This window comes from Candidatus Uabimicrobium helgolandensis (assembly GCF_041508025.1).
Classification (GTDB): domain Bacteria; phylum Planctomycetota; class Uabimicrobiia; order Uabimicrobiales; family Uabimicrobiaceae; genus Uabimicrobium; species Uabimicrobium helgolandensis.
Genome location: NZ_CP165719.1, coordinates 3677905 through 3703270, shown reverse-complemented (window position 1 = coordinate 3703270; position 25366 = coordinate 3677905). Strand labels below are relative to the sequence as shown.

At 35.4% G+C, this 25366-nt stretch carries 18 protein-coding genes; 9 read left to right on the top strand and 9 right to left on the bottom strand.

Annotated elements, in window-relative coordinates:
• Positions 1-168: 168 nt before the first annotated feature.
• The gene (locus UABHE_RS13530; RefSeq protein WP_372370875.1) at positions 169-1011 is read left to right on the top strand and encodes a tetratricopeptide repeat protein; all 843 of its coding nucleotides are present in this window, start codon (positions 169-171) and stop codon (positions 1009-1011) included.
• Positions 1012-1347: 336 nt separating this feature from the next.
• Here the strand turns inward: UABHE_RS13530 and UABHE_RS13525 are convergent, their stop codons facing one another.
• Positions 1348-2622: a radical SAM protein gene (locus UABHE_RS13525; protein ID WP_372370874.1), complete on the bottom strand. Its 1275-nt coding sequence runs from the start codon at positions 2620-2622 to the stop codon at positions 1348-1350.
• 10 nt (positions 2623-2632) lie between these two features.
• On the bottom strand, positions 2633-3556 hold the full coding sequence (locus UABHE_RS13520; RefSeq protein WP_372370873.1) for a Gfo/Idh/MocA family oxidoreductase: 924 nt from the start codon (positions 3554-3556) through the stop codon (positions 2633-2635).
• A 156-nt stretch (positions 3557-3712) separates the two neighbouring features.
• Between UABHE_RS13520 and UABHE_RS13515 the strand changes: the two genes are divergently transcribed.
• Positions 3713-8440, top strand: coding sequence for a protein kinase (locus tag UABHE_RS13515; protein WP_372370872.1), 4728 nt, complete (start codon positions 3713-3715; stop codon positions 8438-8440).
• Positions 8441-8521: 81 nt separating this feature from the next.
• Here the strand turns inward: UABHE_RS13515 and UABHE_RS13510 are convergent, their stop codons facing one another.
• The gene (locus tag UABHE_RS13510; protein WP_372370871.1) at positions 8522-9532 is read right to left on the bottom strand and encodes a zinc-binding alcohol dehydrogenase family protein; all 1011 of its coding nucleotides are present in this window, start codon (positions 9530-9532) and stop codon (positions 8522-8524) included.
• 127 nt (positions 9533-9659) lie between these two features.
• Between UABHE_RS13510 and UABHE_RS13505 the strand changes: the two genes are divergently transcribed.
• Positions 9660-10505, top strand: coding sequence for a LysR family transcriptional regulator (locus UABHE_RS13505; RefSeq protein WP_372370870.1), 846 nt, complete (start codon positions 9660-9662; stop codon positions 10503-10505).
• A gap of 86 nt (positions 10506-10591) precedes the next feature.
• Positions 10592-10984, top strand: coding sequence for a type II secretion system protein GspG (locus tag UABHE_RS13500; RefSeq protein WP_372370869.1), 393 nt, complete (start codon positions 10592-10594; stop codon positions 10982-10984).
• 236 nt (positions 10985-11220) lie between these two features.
• On the opposite strand, the gene UABHE_RS13495 is transcribed toward UABHE_RS13500, so the two are convergent.
• The 3 genes from UABHE_RS13495 to UABHE_RS13485 form a co-directional block, all read right to left on the bottom strand.
• Positions 11221-13200 (bottom strand): glutamate synthase, encoded by a 1980-nt coding sequence (locus UABHE_RS13495; RefSeq protein ID WP_372370868.1) that lies wholly within the window; start codon positions 13198-13200, stop codon positions 11221-11223.
• Positions 13201-13203: 3 nt separating this feature from the next.
• A complete protein-coding gene (locus UABHE_RS13490) occupies positions 13204-14169 on the bottom strand; it encodes a carbohydrate kinase family protein (protein WP_372370867.1) in 966 nt (321 codons plus the stop codon).
• Between the two features lie 197 nt (positions 14170-14366).
• Positions 14367-18872 carry a CDC27 family protein gene (locus UABHE_RS13485; protein WP_372370866.1) on the bottom strand — a complete coding sequence of 1502 codons (4506 nt, stop codon included), beginning with the start codon at positions 18870-18872 and terminating at the stop codon, positions 14367-14369.
• 400 nt (positions 18873-19272) lie between these two features.
• Between UABHE_RS13485 and rfaD the strand changes: the two genes are divergently transcribed.
• The 5 genes from rfaD (at position 19273) to yidC (ending at position 24277) form a co-directional block, all read left to right on the top strand.
• A complete protein-coding gene (gene rfaD, locus UABHE_RS13480) occupies positions 19273-20241 on the top strand; it encodes an ADP-glyceromanno-heptose 6-epimerase (protein WP_372370865.1) in 969 nt (322 codons plus the stop codon).
• Complete coding sequence (locus tag UABHE_RS13475; RefSeq protein WP_372370864.1) at positions 20195-20692, top strand: hypothetical protein; 498 nt, start codon at positions 20195-20197, stop codon at positions 20690-20692. The genes rfaD and UABHE_RS13475 overlap by 47 nt, the downstream gene beginning before the upstream one ends.
• A gap of 72 nt (positions 20693-20764) precedes the next feature.
• Positions 20765-21337: a hypothetical protein gene (locus UABHE_RS13470; RefSeq protein ID WP_372370863.1), complete on the top strand. Its 573-nt coding sequence runs from the start codon at positions 20765-20767 to the stop codon at positions 21335-21337.
• A 135-nt stretch (positions 21338-21472) separates the two neighbouring features.
• On the top strand, positions 21473-22240 hold the full coding sequence (locus UABHE_RS13465) for a metallophosphoesterase (protein ID WP_372370862.1): 768 nt from the start codon (positions 21473-21475) through the stop codon (positions 22238-22240).
• A gap of 126 nt (positions 22241-22366) precedes the next feature.
• Positions 22367-24277, top strand: a complete 1911-nt coding sequence (gene yidC / locus UABHE_RS13460) for a membrane protein insertase YidC (RefSeq protein WP_372370861.1) — start codon at positions 22367-22369, stop codon at positions 24275-24277.
• Positions 24278-24285: 8 nt separating this feature from the next.
• Here yidC and UABHE_RS13455 read toward each other — a convergent pair whose 3' ends face one another.
• The 3 genes from UABHE_RS13455 to UABHE_RS13445 form a co-directional block, all read right to left on the bottom strand.
• Positions 24286-24810, bottom strand: a complete 525-nt coding sequence (locus UABHE_RS13455; RefSeq protein WP_372370860.1) for a transposase — start codon at positions 24808-24810, stop codon at positions 24286-24288.
• Between the two features lie 205 nt (positions 24811-25015).
• Positions 25016-25198 carry a four helix bundle protein gene (locus UABHE_RS13450; protein ID WP_372370859.1) on the bottom strand — a complete coding sequence of 61 codons (183 nt, stop codon included), beginning with the start codon at positions 25196-25198 and terminating at the stop codon, positions 25016-25018.
• Positions 25199-25223: 25 nt separating this feature from the next.
• Entirely contained in the window at positions 25224-25358 is a 135-nt protein-coding gene (locus UABHE_RS13445; RefSeq protein ID WP_372370858.1) for a hypothetical protein, read from the bottom strand.
• Between the last annotated feature and the right edge of the window lie 8 nt (positions 25359-25366).

Genomic DNA, 25366 nt, shown 5'->3' with positions numbered 1-25366 from the left:
TAAAAGAGAGATCTTGAAAAGATCTCTCTTTTTTTGTTTATCAATATTTCTTATTTCAATGGGCATGTTCTAGTACTAACAGAAAGAGAACTAAAAGAATTAATTTATTAGCAAATTACTTAGTTACTAATCGATGTGTTAAATCATCATAGAATAAAAGGTAGTACAATGATTAATTTTGATTCTTTATGGAATTACCAGGATCCCGAAACGACAAGAAAAAAATTTATATCAATTTTAGATAGTTCACCGCAAAACAATAACTATACTCTTCAACTAAAAACACAAATATCTCGTACGTATTCGTTACAACAAAATTTTACCAAAGCACATAACATTTTAGATGACATTGCACAAATCAAGGAAAGAGATTCACTAACAAATATTCGTTATTTACTTGAACGTGGCCGTACTTTTAATTCAGCGAACGATCATCAAAAAGCAACAAATTTATTCTTACAGGCTTTGGAAATAGCAAATAAAGAGCAATATGATTTTTATATTATTGATGCTTTGCACATGTTGGGGATTTCCGACACAAACAGTTCTATGGAGTGGAATTTAAAAGCATTGAGCGTTGCAGAGAAAACAGAGGAAGAGAAAGCAAGGAATTGGTGTGGATCTTTATATAACAATATCGGTTGGGGATATTTTGAAATGAAAGAGTATGAAAAAGCACACCACTTGTTTCTAAAAACACAAGCTTGGCACGAAGACAAGGGGGATCTCCAGCGAACACTTATAGCGCGATGGTCTATTGCTAAAACATTACGTATGCAAAATAAAATGATGGAAGCGCTTGCTATTCAAAAAAAGTTGGAATCTGTATATGACGATCAACAAAAAAAAGATGGCTATGTTTATGAAGAACTTGCTGAATGTTACTTATCTTTAGAAGATTCTAACTATAAAAGATATGCACAAAAGGCTTACGATGAACTGAATAAAGATATGTGGTTGCAGAAAAATGAAAATTCTCGATTACAGCGTTTGAAAAAATTAGCAGAGTAATATACTTTCTCAAGAGTTACATGCTAACAAAACTAAACGTCGTTCTATAAAACTGTTGATAAAATTACTGCTTTTAATATGACCAGCTTCCTTAGTCTCTTGTTAGGTCTTTACTTCGTATTAAAGGGTTTGTATGCTAATTTAGCTTTTTCAACTGGAACAAGTCGTAAATTATTTTAGTTAAGTTATTGGTACTGTAATGGCAAGATTAATTGATTACCGTTAATTTAGATAGTGGGTGTGACTTTGATCTCGTATTAATTGCTTTAAAGAGAAAAATCTATAACTCTTTTAAGAACAAAAACGACCGGTCACACCCCTAGTTAGTACTTCATTTTATAAGTAGTAATCTGGTTCAATCATTTCGCTTGCTTTTAATTCATTTAACTTATGAGGATTTGCAATTAAATCTTCAATCCACCAATTGACATGATTGTACAAACAAGTCACTTCTTTACATTCCTGTGTAGCATTAAATTTAAATAATTGCTGTGCCATTTCTTGCTTGACATCGCCAAACTTTTCTGTTGTCGAATAGGTGTCGCGTGCACCAAGTTTTCCATGAGGTTGGTTGCGATATACGGGACAATTAAACATACCAAGAGGGCTAAGAACTTGACGAAAGAATTGCATGTGGCACATTTGTGGTTGTTGCATATAGTCAGAAGCACTGTTATTCATTAGTACTTTTAAATTTGTCGATTCGTAAACTTTAAAATTGTCATCTTCTAATTTTTTAGCCTCTGCCACATATTCTTGGATTTGCTTAATTACTCCAGCAAAATGGTTTTCTTTTTCTTTTAAGTCTACAATTTCAGCATTATTATCTTCAGCTCTTGTAAGAAAAGGTTTAAAAGATATATAGTCAAACCCTGAATCCTTAGCTAGTTTTGTAGCCGTTACCATTTCGTGGATATTTTCGACAATATCGGTATCGTTAATGAAGGCACCTTTCCAAGTAATGATGTAAGAAAATCCTACTTGAACATCAGCATTCACTTTTTTGATCAAAGATACTTTTTCACAAATTTCAGGTAAACTTACAGGTTTACGCGGCTTGTGCATTTTTTGAAAAACATCATCACCACCAGAATCTAACGACAGGCGTACCCAGTCTTTCTTGCCTAAGCAATCAGCAATTTCAGCAATTTTCTCGTTGCGCGAACCATTTGAAACAATTGCAATTTGCAAACCTAACGACTTCATGAAACGTATTGCTTCAGTAAATTTAGGATAAAGAGTTGGTTCTCCACCACCGATTACGATGATAGATTTTAGCCCTTTGTCGGCCATAAGTTTTATAGAATCAAGTAAACGTTCGTGATTATAACGAATGGCTTTGTTGAGGATGTCCATATCTACACAATGATCACATGCATAATTACAAGAGGTTGTAATATCTAAATTGATAGATATCGGAGCGAAATCAGGGATTTGGGCGAGATCTGATATATCGCGCGTTTCTTGAGGTAAATTGCGTAGTTTACTTTGCCATTTTACATATTCTTTTAGAGGTTTTATTGTTTCCGGTTGGAGTAATTTGGCAGCAAAGTCGTGGATGGAAGAGAGTTCTACTTGCTTTTCTTTTTTATTTTCTTGGACTTCTTGCATTGTATATTCCTTATTTAATATTCATATTTTCCTGCTGAATAATAGAATACAAGCAGCGTAGTTGTTGCACGCCACTAACAAGTTTATTTGTATCTGTGGCTTTTGAGCTTTGCACGCTTTTGATAAAGTGGCAAATGAGGCTTTCTAATGGATCTTTTATTTGTATTTCCTGTTTGTTTCCACATAAATATATTTTATAGCCTTGTGTGTCTACGTATCTACTTACTTCATAATTATTAATTGCATATTTGGCAGGCCTAGGTTGCTCTTTTACTTGTATGAATTTACATTGTACTGTTGTTGTATACTTATGTCTATAAGTAAATTCAATGAGTAATTGTTTTTTAGGCAACGAAAAGCCACATTTGACATTGGTAACATCTCCATCACCAACAACAGAATACAGCATACTAAATACATGAGGCATTGCATCTATAATCATTTCTTGGCCTATAGATATAGGGCTCATCAACATTGAAAAATTTTGAATTTTTTGCTCTTTGACTTGTGGATATATCTTATAAAAACTATCCAAAGTAAATGGCCATTGTGTAATAGTATCAATGAACTTTGAAGAAAATGCGGTGATTAGCCTCTCTGTAGTGAATGGATAATCCCACACTAGTGGTTTATCACATAAGCAATTTTTATTGTACTTTGCTGCAATTTCAAGTAAGTGGCCATGGCTACGAAAAGGAGTGCAAATAACGACAATATCGCATTCTTCTTTTTGAAGAGCTTCTTCTAAATCAACATATCCTCTACACTCTATTCCATATGTGTTTTTTAGATGTTCAGCTGTAAGTACTTGCGTTTCTATAGATGTAGCAACAATTGCACTTATCTCTACTTTTTCTTGGTGTAAGTACTTACATACATATTCTCCAATACCTTGTCGCGCTCGTCGCGCACCGCATACAATTGCTTTTAACATTTTTTCACCTAATAGTTGTGCCTACATCTTATTTTGGAATTATAATTTTGAATTTATATGCAATGTTAACTACACAGAGTTGTAAAATCAATAAAATTTGACTATGATAATAAGAAGTTACTACAAGATACTATCTAGTTAAACGAGGTAAAATTTATGAGTCGCAACATTCGCGAGCTTAAGGAATTGTATAACAAATATACAATTTCTCACAAGTGGAAAAAAGCCATAAATGTTATAGACAAAATCATTGAACAAGAGCCTGACAATGCTAAATTTATATTGCGTAGAGGCATGATTTTTTATAAGCAAAAAAAATGGAGAAAAGCACAGATTGATATCTCTAAAGCTTTAGAGTTAGATAGCAGTTTAAAGCATGCATATCAAATTCAAAGTAGTATTTCGCGCAAGTTAAATAGCAAAATCGCGTTTGATGAAGACGTAACTCTTGAAGAACTTGTTGTTACCCCTGCAGTTCAAAAGCCACTTTCTCTAGAAAAAGAAGCTCTGCAACACACGGATAAAAAAATAGGGCGCTATATAATAAAAAGTGAAATAGGTCGCGGCGGTATGGGTAAAGTGTATAAAGTTTTTGATCCTAATCTTGATAGGATAGTTGCGCTTAAAGTACTTCTTGAAGGGAGTGAATCGCGTCCCGAACAAATAAAGAGATTCCTACGCGAAGCAAAAGCAACCGCTAAACTTCATCACCCTAATATCATAGCTCTGCACGATATAAATCATCAAAACAATTTTGTATTTTTTACTATGGATTATATTGATGGTGAAACATTAAAAAGTTATAGTTCCCAACAAGATCTATCCATAAAAGAAATTGTTAATATTACAATTACTATTTCTCAAGCAATTCATTATGCACACAACGAAGGCATTGTTCACCGCGATTTAAAACCTGCAAATGTAATGATAACAAAAAATCGCGAAGTTAAAGTCATGGATTTTGGCTTGGCAAAAATGGTGCACTCAAATGATGAACTGTCGCGCACTGGTGATTCGATGGGAACTCCTGCATACATGTCTCCTGAACAAGCTGATGGTGAAAAAGTTGATGCGCGTACTGATGTTTACGCTTTAGGAACCATTCTTTACCAGCTTCTTGTAGGACGTCCTCCTTTTGTGGGAGAAAATCACTACAATGTTCTTTTTCAGGTACTCAGTAAAGATCCTATTTTACCTAGAAAATTGAATCCTGATATTTCATTAGAGTTAGAAGCTATATGTCTCAAATGTCTCGAAAAAAAACCAGAAAAACGCTATAGCAGTGCAAATCTTCTAGCTGAAGACTTACAAAACTTTTTAAACAATCGCCCTATCACTGCAAAACCTGCAACGGTAGTGACTCTGGCTGTTAAATTTATCAAAAGGCACCGAACTTGGGCTATTGCAGGCTTTCTTTTATTACTAAGTATCTTTGTCGGTACCTTCACAACTTTTATTCAATGGCAAGAAGCACTAGAGCAAAAACAACAAGCGGAGAGAGATCGTCGCAATACAGTCTTTCGTTTAGCTAAAATTACTTTGGCTAAAGCCCAAGAATATTTTAATTCTCAAGAACAACAAAAATGGCAAAAGTGCGGATCAATGGCAGTTGCAGCTATTGAACTAGTTGGGGAATACAAAGGGAATGATAAACTTGAAATAGTTCATCGTGCACAAAGTCTTATACGCATTGCTTTACAGCGAAATGGCATTTTATGGGAAACAAATTACTTTGGAGTCGCTCCTGTTCGAGAAGAATATGCTATTTCGAAAGTAACTTCTCATGAGCCTGCACCTCTGCAAGTAGCTTTTTGTAAAGAAAAAATTCTCAGTGGAAGTTGGGATGGAAAGATTTCATTTTATGAACGAAAAACGGGAAAAAAAAACAGAGAAATAACAGTACATCATCTTAGTATTGCTCATCTTATTGCTCACCCAAAACAACCGATATTTGCTTTTGCAGCAAATGACGACCAAGTTTCTTTATGGAATAGCGAAACTGAAAAAGCTATTACATTATTTATTCATAATGGTTTTGTTTCATCTTTGTCTTTTTCTCGTGATGGTAAATTTATTGCTGCTGGAGGAAAAGATGGAGTTTGCAAAATCTGGTCATTAGCATCACAAAAAGTGATTGCGACAATACCTCATGGAATAAAAGAAGTTACGGCAATTGCGTTTAGTGCATCTACTAACCATTTCGTATCAGCTGCAGATAACATGATTAAAATTTGGGATATATCTTCTCAAGAATTATTACACCAAAAGACTTGTGCTCAAACCATTCGCAGCTTGCAATTTCATCACTCAGGAACAATGCTTCTATCCGCTTCCGAAAATCACATTATTGATCTTTGGTCTTTTCCTCAAATGAAAAAATTGCACTCCTGGAAAACGAAAAGCAGTGTTATTAATTTGCAAAGTTCTCATAACAATGATTTTTTTATTTGCGCTTGCGAAAATGGTGAGATATTAGTGTATGATGTCGTCAGTCGCGGTCTACATCATATATTTCGTAAAACTCATATGCCTATTTCATCTATTGATATTAGTCGCGACGACAACTACCTGATAAGCGCTTCTTTAGCAAATAGTATAGAAATATGGGACTTAAAAACAGGAAAACCAATCCATAATAAAAACGGGCATACTAACGCTATTTCTAAAGTAATTTTTCATCCTGAAGGTAAAATTGTTGCGAGTTCGTCGTATGATGGAACAGTGCGTATCTGTAATGCTCTTTCTGGCGAACAAATTCGCGAGCTACCTCACAATGCTTATATCTATAGTTGTTGTTTTTCACGAAGTGGCAACCTACTTGCCACTACTACGGACAAAGAGATTCAAGTTTGGAATTGGCAGACAGGTAAATTAATACAGGTTTTTTATGGAAAAAAATTTACGGATGTTGCTTTTAATTTCGATGATTCTTTGATCGCAGGATCTTCGCAATCAGGAGATACAACCATATGGTTTCTTTCATCTGGAAAAAAGCATTCAGTTATTTCTCTTCATAAAGACCAAGTGTGGAATATTGATTTTCATCCTTTTTACGATATGTTGGTCTCCGTTTCGGAAGACAGGTCGCTACGTATATGGGATTTAAATAAAAACGAAGAAGCTGGTAAACTAGAGTATCCGTTAGAACACTTTGCTTTCACAACCGTAAAATTTAGTCCTGATGGTGAAAAAATCGCATATGCTGGTCAAAGTAAAACGATTTTTATCTTTAATATAATGAATCAAAAAATTACAGAGTTACATGGCCATGTTGGTTCTGTTAATGACATTAGTTTTGATTCAACAAACAAGTTTATTGCTTCTTGTGCAGATGATAAACGTGTATATGTGTGGAATATCGCAGATAGAAAACAAGTGAAAGATTTCTCTAACTTTAATTGGGTAAATTCTATTGCTTTTCACCCTAAGAAGAATTTATTAGTCGGGGGAGACCAAGATGGTATTCTAAAACTATGGAAACTATCTTATCTTGAAAAATATCGAAAGGATTTAAAAGTATCTGGAGCGTTTCTTCGTCCGCAAAAAAATGGTAGTACCTATGCAACCCTGCAAGAATTACGCAAAATAAGTTTATATACTTTCGCAACGAGCAAAGTGGAAACAGTATTTACTTTGAAAGACAGTGAAGCTTATGGTATTGATTATTCTCAAGATGGGCGTTTTATAGCATTAGCAACCGTAAGCAAAGGCATCAAGATTTTTGATATTGAACAACAAAAAATTGTAAAATCCTTTATGGGGCACGATGCGCCAGTATGGTCAGTGGCTCTTTCCAACAATAACAAATTACTAGCATCCTCATCAAAAGATCGCACTATTATTTTATGGGACTTAGATACAGGAAAGAAATTGCACCATCTATTTGGTCATCATCTTTCTGTATACCGTATATCATTTAGCCCTGATAGTAAGATGATAGCTTCTGCTTCCGAAGATCGTTCCGTTAAGGTGTGGGATGTTGCTAGCGGAAAAATACTGGAAACATTGACTGAAAAAGATCTTATAACAATTAATGTTATATTTAGTCATGATGGCAAAAAACTTGCTTATTCTGCGAGTCAAAATGTATTTATTTGGGATTTAGAAAAACGTGAAAAAAAAGAATTGCAAGGCCATCGTGGCTTTATCACTGATTTAGCTTTTAGCCCTGACAATAAAATACTTGCATCAAGTTCATATGATAAAACCATTCGCTTGTGGAACACTGACTCTGGTCTTTTAGAAGACGAGCTTATTGGACATACGCAAACAGCTGCTAATATTGCTTTTCACCCCAAGAAACCTGTAATCATTTCTATAGCCCAAGATAAAACAATTCGCCACTGGCGTCGTCCTCAAATCACTAATAGAGTAGTGATGCAAGTACCATTTTATCTCAAAAATATTATTGCGGCAGATGAGTATATTAAGCCTAGAAAAGAGCAGTTTATCCATCACAATATATCCTCTGATGTAATTATACACGCTTGTGATAATCCTCAGCCACATCTTAGCCGTGAGCTATTTCAATTTGAAGTAGGAGAAACGTTGCAACTTAAGCATAAAAAGCGAAGTTCTTACTTATGGAGTAGCGAATTTTCCTTAGACAATAGCCTAGTTGAAAAATATCTTGAACAAGCACAAGAATATGGTTCTGGTGCTTTATCTATCGATTGTTTACAAGTAGCTATAAGTATAGATCCAGGTATTGTGCCCAGAATTCGTCAGCAATATCCCAAATTAAGTCCAAGCTTAGCAAAACGCTACCTTTACATAGCTGAAACAAGTATTGATATTGACAAAATCAAAAAAAATTGTCGTATCGTTCTTAAACTAGATGAGAATAATAAAGAAGCGCAAGATATTTTTCAGCAAATCAAATAATAGAAGAATCCCTGGCAAAATGTTTTATTTGCCAGGGATTCTTTACTAAAAAGAAATGTGGCTAGAGAATTATCTTAATCTTTATTTACCAAAACCATCGAGTACATTTTTACCAATAACGCGACCACTTTCTTGTTGAGCATGAGCAGCTTTTAGCGTTTCTGCACTTATTTTACCGAGATGATTGGTTACTGTAGACATGAGTGTACCATTATCAATAAGTTCAGAGACTCTGTTTAGTAGATCATGTTGTTTTTCGATGTCATTTGTTTGATACATGGAGCGTGTAAACATGAACTCCCAACTAAAAGTTAGAGCTTTGTACTTACCTGGTAGAATGTCTAATGATTCGGGGTCATCAATTAATGCGACGTGACCACGAGGTTTTATTAGTTTTATAATAGCAGGGAAATGTCCGCTTGTACCTGTAAGAGCAGCGACATAGAGAGGGGCATTGTTTAGTGACTTCATTTGATCTACAAGCGATTGGCGATGATTAATAACGTGATCGGCACCCATTTTCTTGACCCACTCTATTGTTTCAGGGCGCGATGCAGTAGCAATTACTGTCAATTGGGTTAGTTGTTTGGCAAGTTGAATAAGAATAGATCCAACGCCTCCTGCTCCACCAATAACAAGTAAACTTTCGCCTTGGCCTTCTCCCTCTTTAATTTTAAAAGAATCAAATAGAAGTTCCCAAGCAGTAATCGAAGTAAGAGGAAAGCCTGCTGCTTCGGCAAAATCTAAAGATTTAGGTTTTTTTCCTACTATTCGTTCATCGACAGCATGAAGCTCTGAGTTGGTGCCTGGTCGTGTAATATCACCAGCGTAGTATACTTCATCACCGACTTTGAATTTACTAACACCGCTACCAATTTGTTGCACAACTCCTGCTGCGTCGTAACCTATAATTTTAGTACCATTGTTTGGTGTAGCGCCGGCACGCACTTTTACATCTACAGGATTAACGGAAATACCTTGGACTTTTACTAGTAAGTCATGTGGTTGCAATTGCGGTGTTTCTGTTTCAAATTCAATTAATGAATTTGCTGCACTAATTGGTCCTGCCTGATTATATCCTACCGCTTTCATATTATTGTTCTTTCTTATAAAAACTTAATTGACTATTAATTACTACAAGTATATACTTCTTTAGATATCTTTAAAATAGATTTTGTTTGATATCATATATTAAAAAAAATGATATCAGGAGGCGCATATGGAAATTACTGATTTGCAAATCTTTTTGCAAGTGGCTGATAGTGGAAGTATCTCTCAGGCAGCCAAAGAATTACATTATGTACAATCAAATATAACTAGTCGCATTAAGAAGCTCGAACAACAGCTACAAACGAAGTTGTTCTTCCGTCATAACCGAGGTATTAAATTGGCGCCAGCAGGAGAATTACTAGAGCCTTACGCACGGCGTATTATTCAGTTATCAGAGCAGGCAATAATACATCTAAAATCACAAGATAAACCTCAGGGAATTTTAAAGATAGCTGCAATTGAAAGTGTAGCTATGATATTTTTACCACCGATTTTAATCAATTTTCATAAAGAGCATAAAGGGATACGACTGAATTTACAAAGTGGAAGAACCGAGGATTTAATTCAAAGAGTGCTTCGTTATGAGCTTGATGGTGCTTTTGTACATACTACATGGCAACAACCAAGTTTAAACACTATACCAATTGCTGATGAAAATTTAGTGATGGTAACACACAAAAGTGTAGAAAAACTTAACCACGAAACTTTAACTACTGTGATTACTTTTTACGAAGGTTGTGTTTATCGTAGTCATTTACAAAACTGGATTTATAAAGAAGGACTACCTCAACCGCAGATTATGGAGTTCAATAGTATCGATGGAATTTTGAGTTGTATTGATGCGGGAATGGGATTTTCTCTGCTGCCAAAAACTCTTTTGCGAAGACGTATATACCAAAATATTTGTATGCACGAAATTGAGCCAAAATTAAAAGCGCCTGCTACGTTTATTTATCGCAATGATGCTGATTCACGATGCCTAAAAACATTTGTCGCATTTCTTGAAAAAAGGTAAATGAACTGCTAACTAAACTTTCGCGTATTTTAAACGTATAAATGACTAGGGCAAAACTTTAGTGTTTATGTTTAGGGGATTTCGTTATGTGGAAGGAAAAAATTTCTCTTCTTTTGATTTTTTTATGTCTTGTAATATGTGTTTTACCGTTGTTACTCGGTGAGATAAAAATGGGCTACCACAGTAATCGTTGTTCAGCAGCAAAAACGCAAATAAAAAATTTTGGAGAAGTGTTAAAATTGTACAAAATGAAAAAAGGTTTTTATCCACTGACTTTAGAAGTTGTTACTGTTCCAAACAAAAGTGGTGATACGTTTATAGATGTTATTCCGAAAGATCCGTGGGGGAATGATTACATTTACTATGAGAAAAATGGTAAGTTTGAAATTATTTCGTTTGGAGCAGATGGTGCTTATGGTGGTAATGGGAAGTATGCTGATATCAAATATAGCGAATTGCATAAAAGAGAGGAAGAGTAAAAGAAAAATCGTCTTTATGCGATGTTCTCACCTCGCTTGCAGAGCGAGGACATCGCATGAAGACGACCTTCTTTACAAAAGTAACTCACTTAGGCAAGTCGCAAAAAGTTTTTAAGAGCACGCAGCTTGCCTTTGAGTATCATAGCGGCGTTGAGCCTTTGGTTACAGGCTGTCCTTCTTTGACACTCAAATTCTACGCTGACTTGAAACGTGCTCAAAAACTTTTTGTGACTCACTTAACAATAATCACCTGATAGCATTGCATAATTTACCTGTTTTTCACCTGTTACTCCCTTGCGAAGTAGGTTCATCCAAATAAGATATGTTCCATCGATTTCTGTGCCGTCTGAAGCATCGCCTTGCAGCCCATCGGTTGTGATTGCAAACGATTTGCCTTCATAAGTGAATTCACATAGAGGCAAGTCCTCTGATGAATCTTGTTGGTCGTTTGCTACTGTTAGACTATATTCTTTTTTGTCAAATCTTGCCCATATAGTTTCACTGCCGATTTCTTTTTGCAAGAAAAAGCCATCATACTGTCCGTCTTGTTGCCACTGCTCTAAACTGCTAAAAAATCTAGGTTTTAGAATGTATGGTCCACCTAGGTCTGGGCAAAAAGTATCGCAGTTTCCACACTCGTTACAAAAATCAGCAAAATTAGCTATTTGGTGCCTTTTGTTAACAGAAACCTCTCCTGTTTTCTGCTGTTCCCATACGCCGTTTTGTTTTACAAATTTGGTAACAGGAACAGAACCTTTTTCTAAACCGTAAGAAAAATTAGCGTGATTAGGACAGACAGGGATACAGATATCGCAAGTTAAACAATCGAATATCTTCATTTTTGTACCTGGTTTAGGAGGTGTTTTGATATGTTTACTTTGGTGATATTCGCCTTCAGAATTTGCTACTTCATCTGCATACATACGACTGTTTACTTGTAGTGCTTCTGATAAAGAGGCTGTACTACTACCACGTTCTTGAGCGCGCGCTTTAACGTAACTTGGGATATCTGAAGTTTGTAGTTTTTTCATTTCTTTTGTTAACGCTTGAAAATATTTACTTGCGCGAGCATAACCACCTTTTCTAAGGAGGTCAGTACAAACTGTTACCGGTTTAAAGCCCAGTGCTACACTTTCGTGGAAATTGTTAGGCGCAATACCAGCAGAAAATGAGATGGGAACTTCATTGGCGAAATGTTCGCGAAATTTAGCGGCAACGTTAACTGCTAAAACATGTAGAGGCGCTCCCGACGCGTACATTACTTTTTCTTTTTCTTCAAAAACTTTGCGATAGTTTTCAACAATCAGAGTATTGGTAAATTTAGCTCCATAACCAACATTGCACTCTTCTGCTAATTTTTTCATCCTCTCGCAAATTCCAATTGCTTGGTCCCAGTGCATATCATCGTCAAAAGCAGAGTCTGGTACAATTAAATCGTTGTAACCTAAACGCTCGTGAAGAATTTCGCGTAATTTAACTTTTCCTAAAAGCGTAGGATTAAATTTTACAATGGTATTTAAGCCCATTTCGCTAATTAAGTAAGAGGCTATTTTTTCCACTTCATCTGGGGGGCAACCGTGAAATGTAGATAAAGTTACCGAATTTGAAATTTGTTTATTAAATGGTATTTCGCGTAAATGGGCGTACTCTTCAGGTATTTGCGAGCGATATAATTCAACAATATCGCTTGCATCACGCATTTTGCGAACATAGTCTTGAACTGGCTGGCTTTGTATACCCTTCAGGTCGTAACCCAAAGATATATCAAGTACAGTATCAATATCTTGCTCTTGCCACTTGATAATCCCACTATACTTTAATATGTCAATTAGCATAGAACCTTTAACATACTCGTGAAGTGATTCTTCGATTTTTAGCTCTTGAGACCATTCAACATTGTAACCCACATTTGGTACATCAATGCATGGGCGTGGTATTTCTAACTCGTCGAGAATCTGTACGGTTTTTAACTCTATAATTCTAGCTCCACACAGCCACGACATAGCAATATTTTGGGCCATTTGGGCATGAGGCCCAGACGCTGGTCCAAATGGTGTTGCTGCACGTTTGTTATGAAACATCACTGAGAAATCAAGATTTTCGGGAGTATGAAAAAAAGACTTTTGCTTAATATCAAATATCGATTTTTGTGTTTCCCACTCGCGAAATATTCTCTTAATGAGTTTGCCAAACGAATAAGGGATTAATTCTGACATTTTTTACCCGTTAAAAAGTTTAACTACTTGGTCGTTTTGCCCGTAGTTTTCTGAAAACCTATTGAGAAAACCTTCTGTGTCATAAGCGAAATTTTGAGTTCCATTACATTCTACAGCATAACAAGCAGCAACAGAAGCAATATGCCCACATGTTTCCATAGGTAAGTCGTTTACTAGACCTTTAAGTAAACCAGCACGATAAGCATCTCCTGCACCTGTAGGATCAACAAAATTATCGGTTTTTGCTACCTTGATTTGAGTTTCCTCATCTTTATGGTAAATTACAGATCCATCTCCACCTTGCGTTACAATAAAATAGTCAACAAGTTGTCTAAGTTCATCTAGGCTTTTACCTGTTTTATCAACTATAAGATCTGCTTCGTAAGAATTAACTAAAACGATATAAGAACCATTTAGTATGTTCATTATTTCTTCGCCGTTGAAAGCAGGGAGTGAGTGTCCTGGATCATATACATATTTAGTACCAGAAGAACGAAATTCTTCTGCATGGCGTAACATACCTGTTTTACCATCGGCAGAAATAATAGCAATTTTAATATCAAACTTACCAAGAGTACTTTCTAAACTAAAATCATTATTAAGCATTGCTCCGCCGTGGAATGCAGTGATTTGATTAGCATTTAAATCAGTAATAATGTGTGCTGAAGCAGTCCATTCGTTTTCTAAAACAATTATTTCTGATGTAACAATACCACGTTGTTCTAAAAACGTGCGATATTCGTCAAAGTCTTTACCAACGGTTGTAGCAATTACAGGTGTTTCATTTAATAAAGCAAGGCTGTAAGATATATTTCCTGCTGTTCCTCCTCTATTTTTACTGAGGTCGCTGGCAGTAAAGCTTACATTTAATTTATCAATTTTATCTACTAATATATGTTTGCCGAAGGTATCTCCAAAATGCATTATGTAGTCATAAGCAAGAGAACCAGTAACTAAAATTGTTGACATAATTTTCTTTCTAGTTAAAAATTTACATATAAAACCTATTGCGGAGTGTATGAAAATTTGCAACAGGTTTTAGGAGTGTTGGTATATTTTTCTCGTAATCTTGTTGTGGAAAAATATTTGATTTGGATTTAAGGAAATTTTTAGATTAGGAATAATGCTAAAAAGCGTAAATATTTTTAGCTAATCCAGTAGTAATATTATCGCCTTGTGAGTAGGTTATGTGTAAACAGTGCGCCAGGCACTATATCCCTGAGGCTTAGTTGTATAATTTTATTACTACGCCGCACGTAAACACTTTGATATTGACTATTTTGACGTGATAAAGCAGAGGAAAATTCATAAGAAGTATACATGTAGACATCATCAAAGCGAAGAATGACATCGTTTACTTTAAGTGCGTGATTTTTAGGTACATCTTTTACAACAAGACTTATGTAATTTGAAAAATACTTCATAAAACGCTTATCTTTCATATACGTATCTATTTTTTTTTGGTATTCTTGCAAAGAAGCAGCGATGCTGTTGAAAGATACCTCAACAAGTTGTGACTCTCTTGGATGGTTTTGTTGGAAACTTGGTTTCTTAACATATACTCGAGCTTTGATTGCTAAAATCATGTAGTAAAAAAGAGTTTTTTCCTTTTTTTTTATTTCACTCTTAGAGGCGTTTTTCTTTAAGGCACTTTTAAGTATTTTTTGCTGCACATCGGTAAGAATAATAAGAGAGAGACATGGAAGAAAATTAACTTTTTTTCCTCGAAGTTTTTTTACTATGTTTGCGTGTATCTTTTTTTTGGTGTTAATACTACCTGTTTGATACTCTGCGAAAGTGTGCAATTCTTTCATTACAAGATATCTCATATCGGGTGTATCATTGCTACTTTTTGAAAGCTCTAGGTACTTCCCTATATACGATTTTGCCTGTTTAAGAGCTTCTGTATTTGTCTCTTCTATTCTATAACTAAGCATGGCTAGTTCGTAGTAAAAAGGTGCATAATCTTCGTCTAATTCTATTGCTTGGTAAAGCAACTCTTTTTGTCCTTGGAGTGCTTTGCCTAGAATAGCAACTCTTGCATTTTGTATATCACCTTTTGCATACTCGTATTTATCCCGTTCTAACTCTTTAGCTAACTTTAATGCTTCGATGAGTAATCCTTTGGCCTTTAATACTTTCATTTTAATAGATTTTGCTTTTAAAAAACTAGGATTTGTTTCTAATACTTTATTGCAAAATTCTATACATCGATCGTAGTTCTCATTTTTTTGCGCGCAAGCAGCCAAGATGTAGTAACATTGAGTTTCGTCACTTGAATTTTCTATAGCTTTTTCTGCATCGAGTCTTGCTTCTCTATACCGGTTGCTACGAAAATAACATTGCGCACGTAAAAGATAAGCATCTTTGTAGTTAGGGTTTTTACTTATAATGAACCCTAAAGTTTTAATCGCTTCGTTAGTTTGGGGTGGAGAGTCAATTTTCATTGACTCTTTGGCTTTTTCATAGTAAGAAGCCAATTGTTCTTCGCTTATATCATTACTATTGATGTTGTTATCTATACCATTTTCTGGGTCATTTTCTAATGGATTTTCTCCACCAATAGCTGCTGCATATTCTGTTTCTTCTCCATTTTCGCCTTCAGCGCGACGTTCACCGCCATTACTCTGCATGACAACAACAACAGCTACAGCGATGAGGATAGCAAAGCAAAAAACCAAAACAGCAATTAAGTATTTAAATTCTTTACTACTCAAACTATTCGAACGGTCAGATGCGCCACTTACTCGTCGTGATATTCGCGAACTTCTTTGCCTTGGAATATTGATTTTTTTACTTGCAGGTCTTCGCGATGAATTTCTTCTTGGTGCTGGAGCTTTAGGAGTCGAAGGTGCGGCAAAATTGTTGTTTGGTGCTGGGTTTCCTGGAAACGGAGAATCTGTAGGAGGAAAAGTCCCTATATTTTGTGGAAAAGCATTTGGCATATTTGGATTAGCTGCGGCAGCAATTGTTACATCTCCAGTATTTACAACGTCTGGTAAATCGAAAGGCCCAGCTTGTGGTTGTGGCGCCTTGATGTCGCTGCGTAAATCAGGAGGATTAAAAAAATCAGATTCTATATCAGAGTCAGGAGGTAATTGTTGGTTTTGGTTATTAATGCTCTCCCAATCCCACTCTTGAGTTTGAGCGTTTGGTTCACCTGTTAGAAGATTGTTATTGTTTTCATATGAAATCGTTGCATCTGATGCATTTGACGGGTCAAAACCGCCAGCGGCATTCATTGAATTTTCTAAATTAATAGGATCTGCTATAGGTTGCATACCAAATGTTTCGCTTGGCATACCATGCGAATTTTCTAAGTCAATGACATTGTCCATTGGTAAATTGCTACCACCAGATAGATCTATTGTTGGATCGCTATTTGGATTAAAAGGATCTCCCTGACCGGTAAAAAATGAATCGAGGTTTTGATTTCCAGCGTTGTTAAAAAAAGAACCGCTTTCATTTGGCTGATTAACACCGTCGCTTAAAGTTATTTCCTCACCTGTAGCTATCTTATCTATACTAGATTGAGAAAATAAATCTATAGCACCTTCACCTTCTTCTGATATCGTAGCATCGTCTTCTGGGCTCACTTGGTTTGGTTGGTTAGGTTGTCCAAAAATGTCGAAACCTGAATTATTTCCAGTATCGGGAAATTGATTAAAAAATGAATCAGGGGTCGGCGCTGGAGCTGGTTGAGAAGAAAAAATATCATTTGGGTTTGTCCCAGTATTGAAAGGTGAATTTGGATCGTTAGGAAATGAATCCTGAGGTGGTCCACTTTCAAAAGGAGAGTTTGCTCCTGAAAAAGGATCGCTTGATTGTTTGTTGTCTTCAAATGGATTGTTATTTGGTTGTGCAAACAAATCGTTAGATTGTTCGCTAACAAAAGGTGAACCTGTGTCAAAAGGCGCATTTGGTTGTCCAAGATCAAACCCTGAGCCATTTGCCGATGCTGGGTCAAAAGGAGAATTACCACCAGTATCAAATGGATCTGTTTGTCCTATATTGTTTCCTAGTTCGTTTCCAGGTACTGGATCAAAAGGAGAATTACCACCAGTATCAAATGGATCTGTTTGTCCTATATTGTTTCCTAGTTCGTTTCCAGGTACTGGATCAAAAGGTGAACTACCACCAGTATCAAATGGATCTGTTTGTCCTATATTGTTTCCTAGTTCGTTTCCAGTATTAAATGGATTCGGTTGGCCGACATCAAATGCTGGATCGTTTCCAGGTACTGGATCAAAAGGTGAATTACCGCTAGTATCGAATGGATTTGGGGCATTATTTGCGGGCTCAAAAGGGGAACTAGCTCCAGTATCAAATGGACTTGGTTGTTCTGCATTGTTTGTAGATGGGTCAAAAGGAGAATTACCTCCGGTGTCAAATGGATCTGAGCTTCCAGATACTGGGTCGAAAGGAGAATTACCTTCAGTATCAAATGGACTTGATTGCGCTACATCATTTGCAGGCGAATCAAAGGGGGAGTTGCCGGTATCGAATGGATCTGACTGTCCTCCGACATCAAAACCTGAGTCATTTACTGGAGCTGGGTCAAAAGGGGAACTGCCAGTGTCAAATCCCGAATCGCTTCCAGATATTGGATCAAAAGGTGAGGTACTGCCAGTATCAAATGGATCTGACTGTCCTCCCGCGTCAAAACCTGAGTCGCTTTCTGATGTTGGGTCAAAAGGGGAACTACCTCCGGTGTCAAATGGATTTGACTGCCCAACATCGAATCCTGAGTCACTTTTGGATGTTGGATCGAAAGGTGAGCTACCGTCAGTATCAAATGGATCTGACTGTCCTCCGACACCAAAACCTGAGTCGCTTTCTGATGTTGGATCAAAAGGTGAGCTACCGTCAGTATCAAATGGGTCTGATTGTCCTCCGACACCAAAACCTGAGTCGCTTTCTGATGTTGGATCAAATGGAGAACTACCTCCCGTATCAAAAGGAGAACTGCCTGCGGTATCAAATGGACTTGATTGTCCAACATCGAACCCTGAGTCACTTTCTGATGTCGGATCAAATGGAGAACTACCACCAGTATCGAATGGACCTGATGATCCAATATCAAAACTTGCATCACTTCCCGCTATTGGTTGCTCAGTATCAAATTCAGAGTTTGACGAAAAAGAATTTTCGTTTTGTTCAGTAAAATCTGACGGACTACTAGTACTTAAAGAAACGGCATCTTGGGCACCAGATTCGTCATCAACAAAAATTTCTTGTGCAGAATTAATATCAAAATCCTGAGACGCCTGATCGTCCATTTCTGACTTCATACTGTCAGAATAGCCTAAATCTAAAGGTATTCCATCCTCTACTTGTTCATCATCATCTTCCACAACCATTTCTTGAGAGATATCTTCCGCAAGCATTTCTGCTGAAGAATCTTCTAAATCTTCCAGCTCTTCTATTTCTTCTATTTCCATGTCGGAAGAAATTTCATCATCTAAATCATTAAAATTTTGTGGTGTTTGGCGTTGAAGAACACCAGATACTGCATCGGAAGAAATATATCCTTGTTTAATCATTATTTGTCCGAGTGGTTGATGATTTGATTGTGGTAGTTTTTTTTGTATAAGTAAGCACTCTTCCACTTGTGCAGAAGATACAAGCCCCATAGAAACAGCTAACTGCCCAAATCTCATTTTACCATTCATGGCCGTATCCATTAAATTGACCCTTTTCTGCTAGGGATTTTGAATTACCGTTTGCGACTTACCAACGAAGACCAAAACTTCACTGTTGCCCAACACATGATTTATTTTTAATTAAAGAATAACAAACCGCGCTCGATTTTTCCAAGATTTTTTAAAAGTATTCCCTGCACAAGACATTATTTTTTGCTATATTGTGACTAAACAGTTTGTTACAGCTAAGAAAGCTTTCTTTATTAAGATTATTATATGTTGTATTCATACAAATTCTCAACGAAAAACTTATAGAGAACTTTATATTTTTATATTTTTATATTTTTCGAACTATGCAGTTGATTCCCTACGCATTTTTAATGTGTTTGCAAATTAATTTTTAACTGACTTCACAACGAAAGGCTGTATAATGTATATTGTAACAGGTGGTGCTGGATTTATCGGCAGCGTACTTGTAAAAAAACTAAACGAACGTGGCATTGAAGACGTTTTAATAGTAGATAGTGTAAAAAAATCTTTAAAGTGGAAAAATTTATTAGGCAAAAAATATATAGATTATATTTCGAAGGAAGATTTTATATCGCACCTTTACGGAGGATCTTTTCATAACGTAAAAGCAATTCTTCACATGGGAGCGTGTAGTGCGACTACAGAAGAAGATTTTGATTACCTATACAATAATAACTATTTGTATAGCATAGAGCTTGCTAAATGGTGTTTACAAGAACAAGTCCGGTTTATATATGCTAGTAGTGCAGCAACCTATGGTTGCGGCAACGACGGTTATATAGACTGCGAAAAAAAAACTCATAGTTTGATGCCGTTAAACCGTTATGGTTATTCAAAGCAACTTTTTGATTTGTGGGTATTGAAAAGAAAATTGTCTCATTCCATTGTTGGATTGAAATTTTTCAATGTTTATGGTCCTAACGAGTATCACAAAGATAGTATGGCTAGTCTTGCTTATAAAGCTTTTGATCAAATAAAAAAGAATGGAACTTTAAAACTTTTTAAATCGCATAAAACTGGTTATAATGATGGAGAACAACTGCGCGATTTTATATACATAAAAGATTGTGCGAACGTTGTTCTTTGGTTTTTAGAAAATGAGAAATGTAATGGAATTTTTAATGTAGGAACAGGAAAAGCAAGAACATGGAATGACCTCGCCCAGGCAATATTTAAATCGATGAATTTAGAAAAAAAGATAGAATATATTAACATGCCTATGTCACTACGTAATCAGTACCAGTATTTTACTGAGGCTAATATGGAGAAACTTCATAGTGTGGGCTATAAAGAAACTTTTTTTAGTTTAGAAGAAGGAATACGTGATTACTACGATAATTATCTACTACAGGAAAATTGTTATATCTAGTTTGGTTTGTATTTTACCTATTTTTATTTTATCATGTAATCAGGCTGATCGTTATGTCATTAGCGAATCTAGAGTTATTGAGTATCGTGCGCCTATAGATCCTATAAGTCGCTTTACCAATAATTTTAAAGGAGAAACGGCACAACCTTCGTATAAACGATTTTTTTTGTCGTGGCTTGCTGAGCACAAGAATTTAGAAATTAATTTAGGAAAAAGTACTTTAGAAGCTATAGATTCGCATCACAATATTCAAAATAACTTATCAAATATGCAAATTTTTCTAAACGAAGAAGATCAACAAAAATTACAAGCGTATAAAAACCTATATGATACACTACTAGTAGCTCTTCGCAGGAAAACATCATTAAGAGTTTTAACTACGCGTTATCGAATATTGGGGCGTAATATAAAAAAAGAATTTTCTCCTAACACAGTTTTAGTTGAATTATAAATACTTTCTGTACATAATAGTGGTCTATAAACTTACTACCCATGTAAACAAATCTTTAAAGAAAGGCCTAGTATGTGGTATAAAATAGACAAGGGTGGGTTTTCAAAAGAAGAGCTTATACGTTTGTATTCAGTTATAGAAACGAGAACAAGAGGGTTTCGCGAAGATTTATTTCGCTTCACTAATTTTTACTCTGCTGTGTGCTTTGCTATTTTAGGTATCACTCTTTCCGGTTTTGTTAACTCGTATGATAAAGGGTTTCCGGTACTATTTTTTCTTTTTGGCCCTATTACCACAATATTTATGTGTTTCCTTGGCCTTCGCGTTACAAATCAAATATATAGAAGAATCCAGCAGGAAACTTCGATGAAAGCGAAAATAGAGAATGCTTTAGGTCTTGATCAAGAGATCCCTTTAGTTAGATTTTATGGTAGTAAAACAATTTGGGAAGAAGACAATTCAGTAATTCCCACACGTCATGCCGAAAGACGTTTTCTTGAGCCAGATAGTTCTGGTTTTGTAGATGCAGGTTCGCGCAAAAAAGGCGGAGTAAATAAAAACAATAAATTGTATTTCGGTATAATCGGTCTCGTTTCAATTATTTTAATAATAACAATCGTTGCTTTTGCTTTAAAGCAAGGTTAAAACGATTTGTAGTGATATTTGTATCCATGTAAAAATATCTTGACATCTAACTTCTTTTGTAGAATAATATCGTAAATTATTTTAAAAATACATGATACAAAATAAATTTTACCTTCCCAAGTATGGAGAAATAGTTTGATAGCGCTAATTTCGGATATACATGCCAATATAGAAGCCTTAACCGTTGTAATGGAAGATATAAATAAGCAAAATGTTGACACAATTTTTTGTCTTGGTGACGTAATTGGTTATGGACCAAACCCACGGGAATGTATAGAAATTGTGCGAAATTGTAGCGAATTTACACTTTGCGGTAACCACGAGGAAGCAGTGCTATTTAGTGCACAAGATTTTAATGTGAAAGCTCGTAGGGCTATTGATTGGACAAGAGATCAACTTAACTCGGATAAGTATGATCAAGAAGAGAATTATGAACTTTGGGATTTTTTGGGTGAACTGAGAAAAAAAGTCAAAGATGACAGCGTTCTCTATGTACACGCCTCTCCAAGACAACCCACCCGAGAATATGTACTTCCTAAGGATATTAAAGATCAAAATAAAATGGAATCCATTTTTATGGAATTTGAAAATTGCGGTGTTTGTTTTTGTGGACACACTCACATACCAGGCGTTTTTACCGATGATCTGAAGTTTGAGTACTCTCGAAACTTAGGAAACCGCTTTGAGATTTCTTCTTATCCTGGGAAAAAGCTGATCAACATAGGCTCTGTCGGTCAACCGCGAGACGGCGACAACCGCGCAAGCTACGTACTATTTGATGTTGAAAATCAGCTAATCGAATGGAAAAGACTTCCATATGATTACAAAAAAACAATGGAAAAAATTAGAGCTGTTGATGACCTAGCTGATTACTTAGCTGTTCGTTTAGAAGAAGGTCGATAAACAACATATCTCAATAACCATCCAAAGGAGCTCCATTACTCCCCTTTTCCTATTCATTAAATTCTCTAGCTCGCAGCATGCTTCATAAGCATGCTTTTTTTTAATTCATCAAACAGGAACATTTCAATGACCCCAGAAAAAAGATTTCTTCTTGCAATGTCTTTGTCATTACTTTTTCTCATGATTTGGGGACAAGTAATGGTTAAGAAAAGGCAAGTAAAAGATAACCAACAAAAGAATGCTCAAAACCAAAACAATCAACAAAACAACGCTCAAAACAATCAACAAAATGATGCGCAAAATCAAAACAATCAAAACAACCAGAACAACCAGAACAACCAGAATAATGAGCAAAATGATGCGCAAAATCAAAATAATAACCAGAAAAATGATGCACAAAACCAAAACAATCAGAACAATGAGCAAAACAACGAACAAGTAAACAGTGTTGAAGATGAAAAAATTGTTGTTGAAACCCCTAGGTACTATACTGTTTGGACAAATAAAGGAGGCTCGTTAGTCTCTTTAAAATTAAAAAAATATTTTAATGGGGATGTAGATAAAGCCAAAGAACAAAAAGAGAAAAAGAATTGGTTAGAAATTATCCCTGAATTTAATTCTCGTCATCACTCATTAGCTTTTGCAAACAATATAGGAACGAAGGAAAAAATAAGTAATTCTTCTTTATCGAATTCGTTGTGGAATATTGTAAACGAAACAGATAAGACACCGAGGAAATTGATTTTTACAAAAACAGATAATGGGATTTTATATAAGAAAACCTTTACTTTCGGCGAAGAGAATATTATTGAAGGTGAAGTAACCATTACCAACACTAAAGATGAAAAAATTAATTGCCAATCTTCGATAAATGGTTCTAGTGGTATTAGTTGGGAATGTAGTGATAGTAGTGTAGCGCAGTTTTTAACGTTGCATCATTTTTACAAAAATCACAAAGGTAATGCCATCTCATCATATGAATATCTAGACACAGTGGTTGGAGAATTTGAATTAAAAAATAATTTTTCGTGGGTGGCTGCAGGTAATAAATATTTTGCAACGGTTATAGAAGCAAATAACCCCGAAGAGGTATCCGAAATTACAACCCAAGGATTTCCTCTTGACCAGTTCTATATTCAGGAAAATCTAAGCAATAAACGTCTTAAAGGCGAAACGCCAAACGAAGAAGAACTGCAAAAAATAAAGCTTTTTGCCCCTATTATCAAATTTAACGCTTTTGATTTGGCAAAGGGAGAAACAAAAACTCTTCAATTTAAATTTAGAGCTGGTAGTAAAGTTAACTTAGCAGAAGACAATAAAGACTTTACTATACTTGAAAACTATGGGATGTTCGATTTTGTCGCAAGATTTTTACTAACAGTCGTTACTTTATTTGCAGGTATTTTTGGCAATTACGGTATTGCAATTATTTGTATGACTGTGTGCATAAAACTTATTTTGTTTCCACTGACAAAAAAGCAACAGTTATCGATGCAAAAATACCAAAAATCGATGAAAGTAATCCAGCCACAGATAAAGAAACTACAACAAAAGTATAAAAATAATCGCCAGAAGCTAAATCAAGAAATGATGGGTTTATATAAAAAGCATAATGTGAACCCTATACCCGTTGGTGGTTGTTTACCAATTTTTATACAAATACCAATTTTTATTGGTTTGTATCAATCACTACAATACTCAATTATCCTAAGACAAGAAACATTTATGTGGGTAACTGATTTAGCACAGCCAGATAGATTTATGTTGTATAAATTACCACTACTAGGTGATTATTTAAATATTCTGCCTATTATTATGACCGTTTTGTGGATATTACAGCAAAAATTAATGCCAAAACCTGAAAGCCCAGAGATGCAACAACAACAAAAGATCTTCATGTTTATGACTATCTTTTTTGGCTTTTTATTCTATAGTTTACCAGCAGGTTTAGTGTTGTACTGGCTAACAGTTAACTTAATTAGTATTGGCGAACAATTAATTATTCGCAAGCTCAAAGAAAAACAAGAGAATACGTAGATATTGTACTATTGATAAGTAGTATAACATACCAAACATATACTTTTTCTTACACGTAAGAGAAAGTATATGTTTTTTTTTGCAGATCTAGCTAATTGAAATTGTTTGAGAACACGACAATCATTGCAGCCACCAGGAGCAAGCAAAAACTCAACTGGTAAACCAGTTTTGGTGACGAGCATATGAACCCGCAAACCGAAAAAATAACGACGTTTACTTGCAACACAACTCCGATGATCTTGTGTATTGTATATTTTGCAACGACTAATGCGAATATTGTCACAGACCGGAATAGGGAAACTATCTATGATATAATCTCGCAGATTGTTTCGCTTACTAATTTTAGCAAACAAATGAAAAAGAGAAAGCCATACACTTTCACCAATAGCACGTATGCGGCGATTGAAACGACTTTTACTTAGCATTTTTTTGATGTAGCCATGTTCAGCTAAAAAGTTTCGTCCTTTTTCAAAGTTGCCAGAAAAGTAGAGCATAGAAACTAATGCTGTTGTCATAATTTCTGAATTAGTCATTTTAACTTGAGGATCTTCTACAATCTTGAGTGCTTGTGTTATCTCATCACATATACAGAAAACAATTATAATTTCTTTTCCATGACTTTCTCCTTCTTGTTTTTCCTACTTTAAGAGAAGAGTCGTTATAACAGTATAAAAAAACGATGTGTGCAATTCGATTTTTGAGGTTCGTGGTCGTGGATCGATATTCCATGTGCGAAAATTAGACTATTAACTTTGAAAGCATACAAATTATTCTATAGAGTAGTTTTTTGATTTTCTCTTTTTCTTTTGAGTCTATTATTTGGGCTATCTTGGCAACATCGAATACTGCACTACATTCATTTGCTGATGCTCTTGCTATAGAAGAAAAACCTTGCTTTCTCTTTTTTGCTAAATTTGGCATTGCCTTCTGCTATATTAAGAGGGACTCAAAGCGATGCTCTTTTTAGCTGATCCTTTAAATAGCTGTAACCTGATGGCATTTTCTCCATCGCATTAAATGTTTCTTTTGTATATTCTAGTGATACTTGATATACATCTAATTTTTCATGATTAAAATTCATTGCATTAC

What these genes read in the sequence shown, in the direction of transcription:
- UABHE_RS13505 (WP_372370870.1), top strand. Translation starts at nt 9,660, where the DNA reads ATGGAAATTACTGATTTGCAAATCTTTTTGCAAGTGGCTGATAGTGGA.
- UABHE_RS13470 (WP_372370863.1), top strand. Translation starts at nt 20,765, where the DNA reads ATGTGGTATAAAATAGACAAGGGTGGGTTTTCAAAAGAAGAGCTTATA.
- UABHE_RS13485 (WP_372370866.1), bottom strand. Translation starts at nt 18,872, where the DNA reads ATGAATGGTAAAATGAGATTTGGGCAGTTAGCTGTTTCTATGGGGCTT.
- UABHE_RS13520 (WP_372370873.1), bottom strand. Translation starts at nt 3,556, where the DNA reads ATGTTAAAAGCAATTGTATGCGGTGCGCGACGAGCGCGACAAGGTATT.
- UABHE_RS13455 (WP_372370860.1), bottom strand. Translation starts at nt 24,810, where the DNA reads ATGACTAATTCAGAAATTATGACAACAGCATTAGTTTCTATGCTCTAC.
- yidC (WP_372370861.1), top strand. Translation starts at nt 22,367, where the DNA reads ATGACCCCAGAAAAAAGATTTCTTCTTGCAATGTCTTTGTCATTACTT.
- UABHE_RS13500 (WP_372370869.1), top strand. Translation starts at nt 10,592, where the DNA reads ATGTGGAAGGAAAAAATTTCTCTTCTTTTGATTTTTTTATGTCTTGTA.
- UABHE_RS13515 (WP_372370872.1), top strand. Translation starts at nt 3,713, where the DNA reads ATGAGTCGCAACATTCGCGAGCTTAAGGAATTGTATAACAAATATACA.
- UABHE_RS13525 (WP_372370874.1), bottom strand. Translation starts at nt 2,622, where the DNA reads ATGCAAGAAGTCCAAGAAAATAAAAAAGAAAAGCAAGTAGAACTCTCT.
- UABHE_RS13450 (WP_372370859.1), bottom strand. Translation starts at nt 25,198, where the DNA reads ATGCCAAATTTAGCAAAAAAGAGAAAGCAAGGTTTTTCTTCTATAGCA.
- UABHE_RS13490 (WP_372370867.1), bottom strand. Translation starts at nt 14,169, where the DNA reads ATGTCAACAATTTTAGTTACTGGTTCTCTTGCTTATGACTACATAATG.
- UABHE_RS13495 (WP_372370868.1), bottom strand. Translation starts at nt 13,200, where the DNA reads ATGTCAGAATTAATCCCTTATTCGTTTGGCAAACTCATTAAGAGAATA.
- UABHE_RS13530 (WP_372370875.1), top strand. Translation starts at nt 169, where the DNA reads ATGATTAATTTTGATTCTTTATGGAATTACCAGGATCCCGAAACGACA.
- UABHE_RS13445 (WP_372370858.1), bottom strand. Translation starts at nt 25,358, where the DNA reads ATGAATTTTAATCATGAAAAATTAGATGTATATCAAGTATCACTAGAA.
- UABHE_RS13510 (WP_372370871.1), bottom strand. Translation starts at nt 9,532, where the DNA reads ATGAAAGCGGTAGGATATAATCAGGCAGGACCAATTAGTGCAGCAAAT.
- rfaD (WP_372370865.1), top strand. Translation starts at nt 19,273, where the DNA reads ATGTATATTGTAACAGGTGGTGCTGGATTTATCGGCAGCGTACTTGTA.